At 71.7% G+C, this 13,363-nt stretch carries 12 protein-coding genes; 5 read left to right on the top strand and 7 right to left on the bottom strand.

Annotated features, from left to right (window positions below; translation table 11 throughout):
• Nucleotides 1-99 precede the first annotated feature (99 nt).
• The gene (locus CHC05_RS06370) at nucleotides 100-300 is read right to left on the bottom strand and encodes a DUF397 domain-containing protein (RefSeq protein ID WP_089245639.1); all 201 of its coding nucleotides are present in this window, start codon (nucleotides 298-300) and stop codon (nucleotides 100-102) included.
• Nucleotides 293-1,180 (bottom strand): helix-turn-helix domain-containing protein, encoded by an 888-nt coding sequence (locus tag CHC05_RS06365; protein ID WP_089245637.1) that lies wholly within the window; start codon nucleotides 1,178-1,180, stop codon nucleotides 293-295. The genes CHC05_RS06370 and CHC05_RS06365 overlap by 8 nt, the downstream gene beginning before the upstream one ends.
• A 66-nt stretch (nucleotides 1,181-1,246) precedes the next feature.
• On the opposite strand from CHC05_RS06365, the gene CHC05_RS40555 reads away from it, so the two are divergent.
• Entirely contained in the window at nucleotides 1,247-1,579 is a 333-nt protein-coding gene (locus CHC05_RS40555) for a hypothetical protein (protein WP_144022496.1), read from the top strand.
• Here the strand turns inward: CHC05_RS40555 and CHC05_RS06355 are convergent.
• Nucleotides 1,545-2,828: an MFS transporter gene (locus tag CHC05_RS06355; RefSeq protein WP_425426709.1), complete on the bottom strand. Its 1,284-nt coding sequence runs from the start codon at nucleotides 2,826-2,828 to the stop codon at nucleotides 1,545-1,547. The genes CHC05_RS40555 and CHC05_RS06355 overlap by 35 nt on opposite strands.
• A 54-nt stretch (nucleotides 2,829-2,882) precedes the next feature.
• On the opposite strand from CHC05_RS06355, the gene CHC05_RS06350 reads away from it, so the two are divergent.
• Together CHC05_RS06350 and CHC05_RS42995 are read left to right on the top strand one after the other, a co-directional pair.
• Nucleotides 2,883-3,887 carry a GlxA family transcriptional regulator gene (locus CHC05_RS06350; RefSeq protein WP_089245631.1) on the top strand — a complete coding sequence of 335 codons (1,005 nt, stop codon included), beginning with the start codon at nucleotides 2,883-2,885 and terminating at the stop codon, nucleotides 3,885-3,887.
• A gap of 15 nt (nucleotides 3,888-3,902) precedes the next feature.
• The gene (locus tag CHC05_RS42995) at nucleotides 3,903-4,610 is read left to right on the top strand and encodes a hypothetical protein (RefSeq protein ID WP_089245629.1); all 708 of its coding nucleotides are present in this window, start codon (nucleotides 3,903-3,905) and stop codon (nucleotides 4,608-4,610) included.
• A 265-nt stretch (nucleotides 4,611-4,875) separates the two neighbouring features.
• Here CHC05_RS42995 and CHC05_RS06340 read toward each other — a convergent pair whose 3' ends face one another.
• Together CHC05_RS06340 and CHC05_RS06335 are read right to left on the bottom strand one after the other, a co-directional pair.
• The gene (locus CHC05_RS06340) at nucleotides 4,876-6,828 is read right to left on the bottom strand and encodes a VWA domain-containing protein (RefSeq protein ID WP_089245627.1); all 1,953 of its coding nucleotides are present in this window, start codon (nucleotides 6,826-6,828) and stop codon (nucleotides 4,876-4,878) included.
• Nucleotides 6,825-8,225, bottom strand: a complete 1,401-nt coding sequence (locus CHC05_RS06335; protein ID WP_089245625.1) for a sigma 54-interacting transcriptional regulator — start codon at nucleotides 8,223-8,225, stop codon at nucleotides 6,825-6,827. Before CHC05_RS06335 ends, CHC05_RS06340 begins: the two co-directional genes overlap by 4 nt.
• A gap of 95 nt (nucleotides 8,226-8,320) precedes the next feature.
• On the opposite strand from CHC05_RS06335, the gene CHC05_RS06330 reads away from it, so the two are divergent.
• Nucleotides 8,321-9,073, top strand: a complete 753-nt coding sequence (locus tag CHC05_RS06330; protein ID WP_089245623.1) for a class I SAM-dependent methyltransferase — start codon at nucleotides 8,321-8,323, stop codon at nucleotides 9,071-9,073.
• Here CHC05_RS06330 and CHC05_RS06325 read toward each other — a convergent pair.
• Nucleotides 9,070-9,870 carry a TrmH family RNA methyltransferase gene (locus CHC05_RS06325; protein ID WP_089245621.1) on the bottom strand — a complete coding sequence of 267 codons (801 nt, stop codon included), beginning with the start codon at nucleotides 9,868-9,870 and terminating at the stop codon, nucleotides 9,070-9,072. The two genes, CHC05_RS06330 and CHC05_RS06325, sit on opposite strands and share 4 nt — an antisense overlap.
• A gap of 61 nt (nucleotides 9,871-9,931) precedes the next feature.
• Between CHC05_RS06325 and CHC05_RS06320 the strand changes: the two genes are divergently transcribed.
• Nucleotides 9,932-12,385, top strand: coding sequence for a GcvT family protein (locus CHC05_RS06320; protein ID WP_089245619.1), 2,454 nt, complete (start codon nucleotides 9,932-9,934; stop codon nucleotides 12,383-12,385).
• Here CHC05_RS06320 and CHC05_RS06315 read toward each other — a convergent pair.
• A complete protein-coding gene (locus CHC05_RS06315; RefSeq protein WP_179266070.1) occupies nucleotides 12,341-13,252 on the bottom strand; it encodes an N-acetylglucosamine kinase in 912 nt (303 codons plus the stop codon). The genes CHC05_RS06320 and CHC05_RS06315 overlap by 45 nt on opposite strands.
• Between the last annotated feature and the right edge of the window lie 111 nt (nucleotides 13,253-13,363).

Here is a 13,363-nt window from a genome sequence, read left to right as displayed (position 1 = left end):
CGCCAAGAGCGAGCGGGGCACGTTGATCTACTCGACGGACGACGAGACCCGCGAGTATCTCGCGGGTCTCGTGCGTGCCGTGCGGTCGGCCGACGTGCGTTACGCGTCCGGCCTGTAGTCGCCGCGGCTGGTGGCGTCCACGAAGGACTGCCAGGCCGTGCGGCTGAAGGTTAGGACGGGGCCGGTCTTGTCTTTCGAGTCGCGGACGCCGATCTCGCTGTCCAGCGTTGCCCATTCGACGCATCCGCCGTTGGCACCGCTATAAGTCGACTTCGTCCAGGTGACTGCTTCGTCACTCATTGTACAACTCCTCCGAGAGCGCCCGGATTGCGCGAGTCGATTGTGCACGGTCGTACGCTCGCTCGGAAGCGCTTCGCCAGATTGACTCGTACATATCCACCTCTCGGGTCTTGTCGAGGTAGAGAGCGCCGGTCGGGCCGTCGCTGTAGACCGTTGGTGGCTCGGGATCGCGGCCGCGTTGTTCGGGGAAGTCGAGAATGGCGAAACCGCCCGTCGATGCCCAATGGTGTAGACCGACGGAGAGCGGCAGATAACGCACGGTGACATTTGGCCGCTCATTCGCCTCGGCGAGATACCGAATCTGCCCGACCATCGCCTCGCGGTCCTGGATCGGGCGACGCAACACCGCCTCGCTCAGGATGACCTCCAGCGACGGCGCCGCGGGCACGCGCCGGACCAGCAGGTTCTGCCGCTCCATCCGGACCGCCAACCGCTTTTCCTGCTCCTCCGGCCCCAACTCCGGATGGTCCAGGGCGATCACCTCACGCGTATAGGCCTTCGTCTGCAAAAGGCCCGGCACGATGTCGGTCTGCAGATAGCGAATCCGGCTCGCCGCCGACTCCAGGCCGACGTACAACTCGAACCAACTCGGCAGTGCGTCCCCGTACGACTGCCACCAGCCCTTCGATTTGGTTTCGCGGGCGAGCGCCACCAGCGCTGTCGTCAGATCGTCGGACGCACCGTAAAGCTCGCACATCGCCTTGACGTCGAGGGCGCGCATGCCTACTGTTCCGTTTTCGATGCGCCAGATTCGGGGCGTCGACCATTCCAATGCGTCCGCCGCCGCTTTGACCGTGACCTGGGCCTCTTCGCGAGCCCTTCTCAGATATCGGCCGAGTTGCCGGCGTGGAACGGTCGAACCGTGGTCTTCGGTCGGCATGTTCGTTCCTCCCCGACACAGCGATTCCGTAGTGGACACCAGCAGATCATTGCGTCTTCGTACCGCGTGGGCGGAATTCTGCTCCGCAACATTGCGTTTGGGAAGGCTCAAGCCCAACATTCAACACATGACCAGTCGGAAGCGGCGAAATCCACCGGCGGGCCGGGGGCAATCATGATCGACGCTGGCAATGTGATCGAATGCCCGCCGGGCACCTGGAAGTTCACCGGTTCACCGCACACCTTGTTCCTCCGCGTGGAAAAGGTGCGCGACGACCTGTCGGGCTTCTACGACGGCGAGGTCTGGCTCGAAGGCCAGCAGCTGGCCCGCGACGGCACGCCGCTCGGCCGGCTTCAGGCGCTGGTCACCGTGGAACGGATCCGGGTGCTCCAGCCATAGCGGGAGCGAAAGCCACGGCGCCCCGGCGGCGGAACAGCATCAGCGACAGCCCTGCGGCGCCGATGGCCAGCAGCCCGGCCACGTACCAGGCCAGGTCGTAGTTGCCGAGCTGGTCGCGCACGATGCCCGCCGCCGACGCCGCCACCGCGGCGCCGATCTGGTGTGACGCGAACACCCAGCCGAACACGACGGCGCCGCGATCGCCGAAGTACTCGCGGCACAGCGCCACCGTCGGCGGCACCGTCGCGACCCAGTCCAGCCCGTAGAACAGGATGAACACCACCATCGACGGGCGCACGACGTCGCCGAACAGCGCCGGCAGCAGCAGCAGCGAGCCGCCGCGCAGCGCGTAGTAGGCGCCGAGCAGGATCCGGCTGTCGAACCGGTCGGTCAGCCAACCCGAGGCGATCGTGCCGGCGATGTCGAACAGGCCGACCAGCGCGAGCAGCGACGCGGCGGTCGTCTCGGTCATGCCGTGGTCGTGCGCCGCCGGGATGAAGTGGGTACCGACGAGGCCGTTGGTGGTCGCGCCACAGATCGCGAAGCCCCCGGCGAGCAGCCAGAACGCGCGGGTCCGGGACGCGTCGCGCAGCGCACCGAGCGCGCGCCGGGCGGCGCCGCCGGCCGGCACCGGCGGCACGACCTCGGTCGCGCCGTAGGCGGGCAGCCCGAGGTCGCTCGGGTGGTCACGCAACAGCCACAGCACCAGGGGTACGACGGTCAGCGCGGCGCCGGCGACCACCAGCGAGGCGGTACGCCAGCTCGACTGCTCGATCAGGTACGCGAGGACCGGCAGAAAGATCAACTGGCCGGTCGCACCGCCGGCGGTGAGCACGCCGGTGACCAGGCCCCGGCGCTTGACGAACCAACGGCCGGTGACCGTGGCCACGAACGCCAGCGCCATCGAGCCCGTGCCGACGCCGACCAGCACGCCCCAGAGCAGGATCAGCTCGAAACTGGTGCGCATGAACACCGTCAGCCCGCTGCCCAGCGAGACCAGCACCAGCGCGGCCGCGACCACCCGGCGGATGCCGAACCGGTCCATCAGCGCGGCCGCGAACGGCGCGGTGAGGCCGAAGAGCAGCAGGTTGACCGACACGGCGGCGGAGATCGTCGCCAGCTGCCAGCCGAACTCCTCGTGCAGCGGGTGGAGCATGACGCTGGGCGTGGCCCGGAACCCGGCCGCGCCGATCAACGCGACGAAGGCGACGGCGGCCACGAGCCAGGCAGGATGAACGAGACGGCGCACGAGAAAGAGCATGAGCGATCCCGGGTACGCTCCGCGAGTGGCCCGACAGCCATCATGCGCAATAATTCGGCCATGACCCATCGCATCGCCGTCCTCGCCGTCGACCACGTGGTCGGCCTCGACCTCGGCACCCCCGCGCAGGTCTTCGGCACCGCCCGCGACGACGCCGGCCAGCACTTCTACGAGGTGGGCATGTGCACCGCGGGTGGGCGGCCGGTCCGCTGCACCGCCGGCTACACCGTGCACCCCGACCACGACCTGGCGCTGACCGAGACGGCCGACACGGTGATCGTGCCCGGCATCCATGACGGGCCGGCGCTGACGTCCGGCACCCTGGATCCCGAGATCACCGACGCGCTCCGGGCGGCCCACGCCCGCGGTGCCCGGGTCATGTCGATCTGCACCGGCTCGTTCGTGCTGGCCGCCGCCGGCTTGCTCGACGGACGCAAGGCCACCACGCATTGGGCGTACGCGGATCGGTTCCGCCGTTTCCACCCCGCCGTCGACCTGGACCCGGACGTGCTGTTCGTCGACGACGGCGACATCCTCACCTCGGCCGGGGTGGCCGCCGGGATCGACCTCTGCCTGCACGTGATCCGCCGGGACCACGGCTCGGCAGTGGCCAACACCGCCGCCCGGCGCTGCGTGGTGCCGCCCTGGCGCGACGGCGGCCAGGCGCAGTTCATCGAACGGCCGCTGCCGGCCGGCGACGGCGCGGCGTCCACGGCGGCGACCCGCTCCTGGACGCTCCAACGGCTCGACGAGCCGGTGACGCTGGCCGCGATGGCCGCGCACGCCAACATGAGTGTGCGGACGTTCACCCGGCGGTTCCGCGAGGAGACCGGGTTGAGCCCGGCCCGCTGGCTGTTGCAGCAGCGCACCGACCACGCGCGGCGGCTCCTGGAGACCACGGTGCTGGCCGTCGACCAGGTGGCCCGGCACGCCGGCTTCGGCACGGCAGCGGCGTTGCGGCAACAACTGCACGCGGCGATCGGTGTGTCCCCGACCACGTACCGTCGCACGTTCCGCCATCCCACTGGCGAGAGAGTGCCACGATAGGCGACTATGCCTGCCATGCAACCGCAGGAGCGACCGGGCGGCCGGGTGTACGGCGGCCCCGGCTACGGCGACCCGACCGCGCCGGCCAGTGCGGCCCCCGAACCCACCAGCGGCGGAGCCGTCTACGGCGGCCCCACCAGCAGCGGCCCCACGAGCGGCGGCCCGACCTACGGCACCCCGAGCAGCCCGGGGCCCACGTACGGCAGCCCGACCAGTGGCGGCCCGGTCTACGACAGCGCCATGGGCAGCGGCCCGACCTACGGCAGCCCCACGAGCGGCGGACCCACCTACGGCACCCCGACCAGCCCCGGGCCCGCCTACGGCAGCCCCACCAGTGGCGCGCCTAACTACGGCACACCCACCAGTGGCGGGCCGACTTACGGCTCCCCCACCAGCGGCGGACCCACCTACGGCAGCCCCACCAGCGGCGGACCCACTTACGGCGGGTCAGGCCCGACCTACGGCGGACCTCCGGCCGGCGGCCCGGTCTACGGCGGCGGAGCTAGCGGCGGCGGCCGGTCCGCCCGCGGCGGCCGCCCCGGCACCCCGCCGCCCGCCCGCGACCCGATGATGATCGGCGCGGTGGCGATCGGTGCCATCGGAATCCTCCTCGGCATCCTGTTCGCGACCGGCGTCTTCGCCAGCGACGACGCACCGCCACCACCGGCGACCCCACCGGCCACCGCGCCGGCCTCGCCGCCCCCGACCACCGCCGGCGGCTAAGCGGCGAGGCCGCCCCGGCAGCAGGGGGCGGTTACGCAGCCTGGATCCGCGACTACAAGGCGGCCAAGCCGCCCGACTCCGCGACCAGAGGACACGGGCCAAGCCGCGCGGCCCGCGTCACAAAGCGCTCAGGCCGCGCGGCAAAGCGCGAACCGCGCATCTCCGCGACCGCGGAGCGCACGCTGAGCCGTCCGGCTTCGCGACCACCAAGGGCGGTGCCAGACCGCGCGGCTCAGCCGTGCCGCACGGCGACCCGCAGCGGCGGCTAAGCCGCCCGGCTCCCCCGGCGGCCGCGGCGGGCGCGGATGTAGTCCGAGACGACGTACGCGCCGAGGTCGTCGGACGACGGGGTGAAGACCCGGCCTCCGCTGCGGCGGGCCACCGCGTCCACGAACCGGCGCAGTCCGGCGTCCTCGCCCAGCATGAACAGGTTGAGGGTGGCGCCGTACCGGGTCAGCCGGTCGACCTCCCGTACCGTCGCCGTGATCGTTTCTCGGGTCGGGGGCCACCGGAACACCGGATAGCCGTCCTCGTCCACGTGCGCGGTCGGCTCGCCGTCGGTGACCACGAGTACGACCGGCTCGGCGCCGGGGTGTTTGCGCAGGTGCCGGCCCGCCTGGCGGAGCGCGTCGTGCAGGTTGGTGCCCTGTTCGTAGTCGGGCTCGATCGCGGCCAGCTCCGCCTGCGACAGCGTCGCCGCCGAGCGGCCGAAACCGATGATCTGCAGGGCGTCCTGCGGGAACCGGGTCGCCACCAGGTGCGAGAGGGCCAGCGCGGTCTGCTTCATCGGGCCCCAGCGGCCCTCGGAGACCATGGAGAACGACAGGTCGACGCAGAGCGCCACCGCAGCCGAGGCGCGGCGCTCGGTCTCCACGACCTCGAAGTCCTCGACCTCCAGCGAGACCGGTACGCCCGCGCCGCGCCGGGCCACCGCCCGCGTCACCGTGCGGACGACGTCCAGCGGCTGCTCGTCGCCGTACTCCCAGGCCCGGGAGGCCCCGGTCACCTCCCCCGCCGCGCCGGCGGAGCGCAGGTCGTGCTGCCCGCGCGGGCCGGCCGTGAGGTCGGCGAACACCCGGCGCAGAGCGGTGCCGCCGAGCCGGCGCAACGCCTTCGGCGAGAACGTCAGACCCTCGGCGGTACGCGTGACCCACCCCTGCCGCCGCATCTCGCGCTCGAGCTCCTGCAGCCGGCGCACGTCGTCGGCCGCCGAGCGCCCAAGAGCCCGCGACACCGCTTCAACGTCGACGTCGTCGAGGGTCGCGCCCGGATGCTCCTGGCCGAGCTGGTCGATCAGGTCGTCCAGCTCGCCGATCTCCTCCAGCGCACCGGTCGCCTCGCCGTACCCGAGCGGCTCCTCCCCCCGCATCTTCTCCCGGCGGTCCCAGGCCAGATCCGGGCGCAGCGCGCGCAGGTTGTCGTTGAGCGCGCCCATCTCGCGGGCCAGGTCGCCGTTGCCCAACGCCTGCTGCATCAGGGAGGCCAGCTCGTCGCGCTGCTGCGGCGACAACGACCGCATGAGCCGCTCGCCGGCCGCCGCCCGCCGCGCCAACGCGTCGACCAGCTCGTCGACAGTGGAAGGCTGCTCCGGGAAGTAGTCGCCGTGCCGGCGCATGAACTCCGCGAACTGGTCGGTCGTGTCCTCGCCCCGAGCGTGTGCGGCGAGCAGGGCGTTGAGGTCGCGCATCATCTCCGCGACGGCCTGCTGGGCGGCCGGGTCCTGGAGCGACTCGCGCATGCCACGGAACCGCTGCTCGACCACCTCACGCCGCAGCCCGTCGAGGATCTCCTGATAACGCTGCCGACCCTCTTCGCTGGCCCACTGGTAGTCGGACAGCTCCTCGACAGCCCGCGCGGTCGACCGGGGCAAATTGTCCAGAACCGCCTCGTTGAAGCGAGCCGCGTCGTCGTCCCGCGAAGCCAGCGCCTCCCGTTCCGCGGCCAGAGCCTGATCCAGCAGCTGCTGCGCCCGCGTCACCGCCCCGTCGAGCTGCCCCCGGCGCATCGCGTCCCGGCGCATCCGGCGCGCCCGCGCCTGAAGGTCGTCGAGGCCACCGACGGAGCCGGGACCGCGCCGCAACAGGTTGCGCAACGCCTCCCGCAGCGACCCGCCCTCCAAGACCTCGGCGCCGACATCATCGACGGCCGCGCGCACGTCGTAGGGCGGTGCCAACGGATCAGGACCGCCCGACCACGCCCCATACCGGTTGCGCTTCATTCGCGGCTGCCGTACATCGTGCGTCCCTCGCCGCTGACCTTGGACATCCGGCGGGTCAGGTGCAGCCCCTCGAGTACGAACTCGACGCCGGCGGCCGCCTCGCCGCGGGTCGGCGCGTCGCCCAGACCCAGCCGGTCGAGCACCTTGGCCAGCCCGGGCAGCGTGCCGACCTGGCGGAGGATCTCGTCGGCCGGCACCAGCTCGCCGGTCTCCACGATCTCGCCCTCGGCGACCAGGTTGACGAAGCTCGACAGGTCGAGCCCGGCCAGCCGGGCGCGGAACGTCTCGGCGGTCGCGGTGCGCAGCAGGTGGCCGAGGATCTCGATCTCCCGGCCCTCCTCGCCGCTCTCGAACTCGACCTTGCCGCGCAGCGTGCTGGTCACCGACTCGGCGTCGCCGATCCGGGCCACCGCCTCGTCCGCACCGAGGCCGAGCAGGCCGGAGCGGCGCAGCGCGGCGGCGGCGACCGTCTCGGCCGCCGCGATCGGGAACCGCGCGGAGACACCGGACCGGGCGTCGACCGACGGCGACTCACGGACCGCACGGGCGAACCGAACCACGACCTCGAGCACGTGATCGGGTACGGCGGCCACCAGCGCGGCCTCCTGGCGGACCAGGTCGAGCTCGAGGTCGAGCTCCAGCGGGTAGTGCGTGCGGATCTCGGCACCGAACCGGTCCTTGAGCGGCGTGATGATCCGCCCACGGTTGGTGTAGTCCTCGGGGTTGGCACTGGCCACCAGCAGCACGTCGAGGGGCAGCCGGAGCTGGTAGCCGCGGATCTGGATGTCCCGCTCCTCCAGCACGTTGAGCAGGCTCACCTGGATCCGCTCGGCGAGGTCGGGCAGCTCGTTGACGGCGAAGATGCCCCGGTTGGTGCGCGGCACGAGTCCGAAGTGGATGGTCTCGGGGTCACCGAGGGTGCGGCCTTGGGCGACCCGGATCGGGTCGACGTCGCCGACCAGGTCACCGACGCTGGTGTCCGGCGTGGCCAGCTTCTCGCCGTAGCGCATCGAGCGGTGCAGCCAGGCGACCGGTGCCTCGTCGCCGGATTCGGCGGCAGCGCGGCGGGACGACGGGGTCAATGGATGCAGCGGGTGTTCGTTGAGCTCCGAGCCGGGAATCACCGGGGTCCACTCGTCGAGCAGGTCCACCAGCGACCGGATCAACCGGGTCTTGCCCTGGCCGCGCTCGCCCAGCAGCACCATGTCGTGACCGGCCAGAATGGCCCGCTCGACCTCGGGCAGCACCGTCTGGTCGTAGCCGACGATGCCGGGAAAACGGGATTGGCCGGTGCGCATCCGCTCCAGCAGGTTGGCCCGGAGCTCTTCCTTGACCGTCCGATACGTGTAGCCGGCGGCCCGCAACTCCCCGACCGTGCGAGGCAGGTTCTCTGTCACCCGACCGACGCTATCTCGCGATCGTGTCGCGGCGTTTTCGCTCCGAGCGAACACCGGCTGGACACCGCGCGACGCGTGTAACTAGTGTGACGAATATGAGTCCTTACCTTGACGCATCGGCCTGGCAGGAGAGTTGGGACCGCCAACAAGAGGCGTTCCTCCCGGACCGCGAGGAGCGGTTCACCGCGATGCTGGACATCGTCGAGGCCGTCGCCGGCCCGGCGCCCCGGGTGCTCGACCTGGCCGGCGGCACGGGTTCGATCTCGCTGCGGACGCTCCGCCGCTTCCCCCGGGGCACCACCACCCTGGTCGACATCGACCCGGTGCTGCTCACCATCGCCCGCGCGAGCCTCGACGACCGCACGGCGATCGTGACCACGGACCTGCGCGACCCGGCCTGGACCGGGGCCCTGCCGCACGACGGCTATGACGCCGTGTTGAGCGCCACCGCCCTGCACTGGCTCGACGAGGACCGCCTGGCCGCCCTCTACGGCGAGATCGCCCACGTGCTCCGGCCCGGCGGCGTGGTGATCAACGCCGACCACATGCCCGACGAGGGGCTGCCCGGCCTCAGCAAGACCCTGCGCGACCGGGCCCGCGAGCGCCGCAACGCCCGCTATGCCGCCGGCGCCGCCACGTCCTGGCCGGGCTGGTGGGACCTGGTGAGCAGGGACGAGGTCCTGGCGGCGCCGTACGCCGAGCGCAAGAAGATCTTCTCCAGCACGGAGCACCACGACTGGACCCCGCCGGCGACCTGGCACGAGGCCGTTCTGCGCGAGGCGGGTTTCACCGAGGTAGGCCTGGCCTGGCGCGGCGGCACCGACGCCGCCGTGGTCGCGGTCCGCTAGGGGATCGCGCGGGTACGCTGCCGGGCCGCCTCGTACAGCACGATCGTGGCGGCCGCGGCCGCGTTGAGCGACGAGGCCGCGCCGCCGATCGGGATCCGCACCATCGCGTCGGCGGCCTGCCGCCAGGCGCTGCTCAGCCCCTGCGTCTCGTTGCCGACCAGCAGCAGGGTCGGCCCGCGCAGGTCGGCGTCGGCCACGTCGACCGTGGCCCGCTCGTCGGTGCCGACCTTCCGCAGGGGCGCCGCCCAGTCCAGCACGTCCGCGGCCCCGCCCATCCGCACCACCGGCAACGCGAAGATCGATCCGGTGCTGGCCCGCACCGCCCGCGGGTCGTACGGGTCGGCCGCGTGCCCGCTGACGATCAGCCCCTCGGCACCGAAGGCGTCCGCCGACCGGATCAGCGTGCCGAGGTTGCCGGGCGAGGTCGGCCGGTCGAACACCACGTAGAGCGGCGCGCCCGCCCGGTCCGGGACGTGGTGGCCCAGCCGGTCCAGCCGGTCCGGCGGCAGCCCGACCACGGCGACGAGCTCCGCCTCCTCCTTCTCACCCAGCTCGGCCAGCAGCGAAGGATCCATCTCGACCGGCTCGGGCACCTTGTCGAGTAGCGCCGCCGCCCACTCGGAGAGCCGGCGCCCGGCCGGGAAGATCAACTGCCGGACCTCCCAGCCGTGCTCGACCGCGAGGCTGATCGGGCGTACCCCCTGCACCAGGAACTCACCCGCCCGGTGCCGCTTGCTCCGGTTGGTCAGCAGCGCCAGCCACTGCTGGAACGTCGCGTTCCGCGTCGTGATCTTCACGCGTCCACCTCATTCCGCACGGCGCTGTGTTTACCATCGTCGGACTCGGAGAGGTGGCGAAGTGGGTATTCCGGAGCGTGCGCGCGTCGTGGTGATCGGCGGTGGGGTGATCGGCACGTCGGTCGCGTACCACCTGGCCGCGGCCGGCTGGACCGACGTCGTGCTGCTCGAACGGGACAAACTGACCTCGGGCACCACCTGGCACGCGGCCGGGCTCATGGTCACCTTCGGCTCGCTGTCGGAGACCTCGACCGAGATGCGCAAATACACCCGCGACCTGTACGCCCGGCTGGAGGCCGAGACCGGCCAGGCGACCGGGCTCAAGCAGGTCGGGTTCATCGAGGTGGCCGCCGACGCGGACCGGCTCGAGGAATATCGCCGGGTCTCCGCCTTCAACCGCTACTGCGGCATCGACGTGCAGGAGATCAGCCCCGGCGAGGTCAAGGAGCTGTTCCCGCTCGCCAACACCGCCGACCTGCTGGCCGGTTTCTACGTCGCCGACGACGGCCGGGCCAACCCCGTCGACGTCGCGATGGCCCTGGCCAAGGGCGCCCGGCTGCGCGGGGCGACGATCATCGAGGGCGTTCCGGTCACCGGCGTGCTGCGCGACGGCAAGACCGTGACCGGGGTACGCACGCCGCAGGGCGACATCGAGGCCGAGTACGTCGTCAACTGCGCCGGCATGTGGGCGCGCCAGCTCGGCGAGCAGGCCGGCGTGAACATCCCGCTGCAGGCCGCCGAGCACTACTACCTGATCACCGAGCCGATCGACGGCGTGTCCGGCGACCTGCCGGTGCTGGAGGACCCGTCGTCGTACGGCTACTACCGCGAGGAGGGCGCCGGCCTGATGGTCGGGCTCTTCGAGGCGGAGTGCGCGCCGTGGCACGTCGACCGGGTGCCGGAGACGTTCTCGTTCGGCACGATCCCGCCCGACTGGGACCGGATGGCGCCCTATCTCGAAAAGGCGATGGCCCGCGTGCCAATCACCGGCGAGGTGGGCGTGCGTACCTTCTTCTGCGGCCCCGAGTCGTTCACCCCGGACCTCTCGCCGGTCTTCGGCGAGGCGCCCGAGTTGCGCAACTACTTCGTCGCGGCCGGGCTCAACTCGATCGGCATCCTGACCGGCGGCGGGATCGGCCGGGCGCTGGCCCAGTGGATCGTCGACGGACGGCCGGACGTGGACGTGACGGGAATGAACATCGACCGCCTGGAGCGCTATCAGTCCACACCGGACTATCGCGCGACGCGTACCGTCGAGTCATTGGGCAAGGTCTACGCCACCCACTTCCCCGGCCTGTCGATGAAGACCGCGCGCGGCGCGAAGCTCTCGCCCGTCCATGCGCGACTGGTCGAGCAACGCGCCTACTTCCGCGACGTGAGCGGTTGGGAAGGCGCCGACTGGTACGCGCCGGAAGGCCTTGAGGCGCGCGTCGAAAAGCTGTCCTGGGGCCGGCAGAACTGGTTCCCCTACTGGGCCGACGAGCACCGGGCCGCCCGCGAGGGCGTGATCCTGATGGACATGTCGTTCATGTCCAAATACCTGGTGCAGGGCGACGAGGCGGGCGCCGCGCTCGACCACCTCTCGGCCGGGGCGGTCAACGGCGAAACGGGCCGGATCACGTACACCCAGTGGCTCAACGAGGGCGGCACCCTGGAAGCCGACCTCACCGTCACGAAGCTGGCAGACGACCGGTTCTGGGTGGTCGCCTCGGACACGGCCCACCGGCACGCGCTGTCCATGATGGAGCGGGCGTTCGCCGGCCGGCACGCCTTCGTCACGGACGTCACCGGCGGCTATGCCCAGCTCAACATCCAGGGGCCGCGCTCGCGCGAGTTGCTCCAGTCGGTGACCAGTGCCGACCTGTCCAACGAGGTGTTCCCGTTCCGCACCGCGCGCGAGATCGACCTCGGCTTCGCGCGGGTGCTGTGCGTCCGGATCACCTACCTGGGTGAGCTCGGCTACGAGCTCTACATCCCGGCGGAGCAGGCCAACCACGTGTACGACCGGCTGACCGCGGCCGGCGCGGCGGTGGGTCTGCGGCACGCCGGCCTGAAGGCGTTGTCCAGTCTGCGGATGGAGAAGGGCTACCGGGACTACGGCCACGACATCGACAACACGGACTCGGTGCTGGAGGCCGGCCTCGGCTTCGCGGTCGCCCTGGACAAGCCGGGCGGCTTCGTCGGCCGCGACGCGGTGCTGGCCCGCAAGGCCGCCGGCCCGCTGAGCCGCCGGCTGGTCCAGGTGCTGCTGACCGACCCGGAACCGCTGATGTTCCACGGCGAGATCGTCCGCCGCGACGGTGTCCCGGTGGGCTACATCCGGGCGGCCTCGTACGGCTTCACCCTGGGCGGCGCGGTCGGCCTGGCGATGCTGGACCGCCCGGACGGCGCGGCCCTGGACCAGGCGTGGCTGGACAGCGGCGAGTGGACGGTCGAGGTAGCCGACCGCATCGCCCCGGCCCGCTGCTCCCTACGCCCCCTCTACGACCCGAAGAACACCCGCATCCACCTGTAGGGCGGCAAGGCGGGCGGCGGCCTCGGCGGCGTCGCCCGCCAGGAGTGCGGTGCGGTCGAGCCTGGCCTCGACCGCCGACCGCAACTCAGGGACCGCGATCAGTAGCCCACCCGCCAACACGATCGGACCGTCGCCCGGTGGCAGCGCGAGCAGGGTCGCGGCCAGCCGGTCGGCTCCGTCTTCGAGGATCGTGGCAGCAGCGGGGTCACCAAGACGGACTGCCTCGAAGACCAAGGGGGCCAGGGCGGCCATCTTGTCGCGGGCCAGGGCGTAGAAGGCGCTGACGAAGCCTTCCGGGCCGGTGCCGCCGACCGCGGCGTGCACCGAAGAGACCAGGGCGCCGCCGGTGCCGGCGTGCAGGGCGTGTGCCGTGTGCCGGGCCGCAGCCACGCCGAACCAGAAGCCCGAGCCCTCGTCGCCGAGCAGCCAGCCGATGCCGTCGACCCTCCGGCCGACCGTCCAGTCAACGATCTCGCAGGCGATGGCGCCCGTGCCCGCGATCAGCACCGATCCGGTCGGCACGTCACCCGCGCCCGAGGCGTAGGCCACCACGGCGTCGCCGACCGTGCGCAACGGCACCGGCACGCCGGTCGAAGACCATGCCGACGCGTAGGCCGCAGCGCCCTCCGCCGTGGTCAGCCGGCTGTAGCCGGCCACACCGACCACCGCACCGACCACGTCCGTGGGGTCGAGCCCGGCGAGGGCATCACGCACCGCACCGACCAGGGCGGCCGCCGCCTCGGCCGGTGGGCGGGCGACCGGGTTGCCTGGCCCACCGCGGCCGCGGCCGACCACCGCACCGTCCAGTGTGGTCACCACGACGCGGGTGCTCGTGCCGCCGCAGTCCCCGCCGATCACCAACGTCACGAGACACATGCTGCGCGACCCGCGCCGTCAAGACAAGAGTCTATGTCAAACATCTTGACGCGAGTGCCTCAGTGACAATAATTTTGTTCATCACCGAGCGACAGCGAAAGG

The sequence above is a fragment of the Asanoa hainanensis genome (assembly GCF_900188485.1).
GTDB lineage: Bacteria > Actinomycetota > Actinomycetes > Mycobacteriales > Micromonosporaceae > Asanoa > Asanoa hainanensis.
The sequence above is the reverse complement of the archived record's forward strand: the minus strand, read 5'-3'. Positions and strand labels throughout refer to the sequence as shown.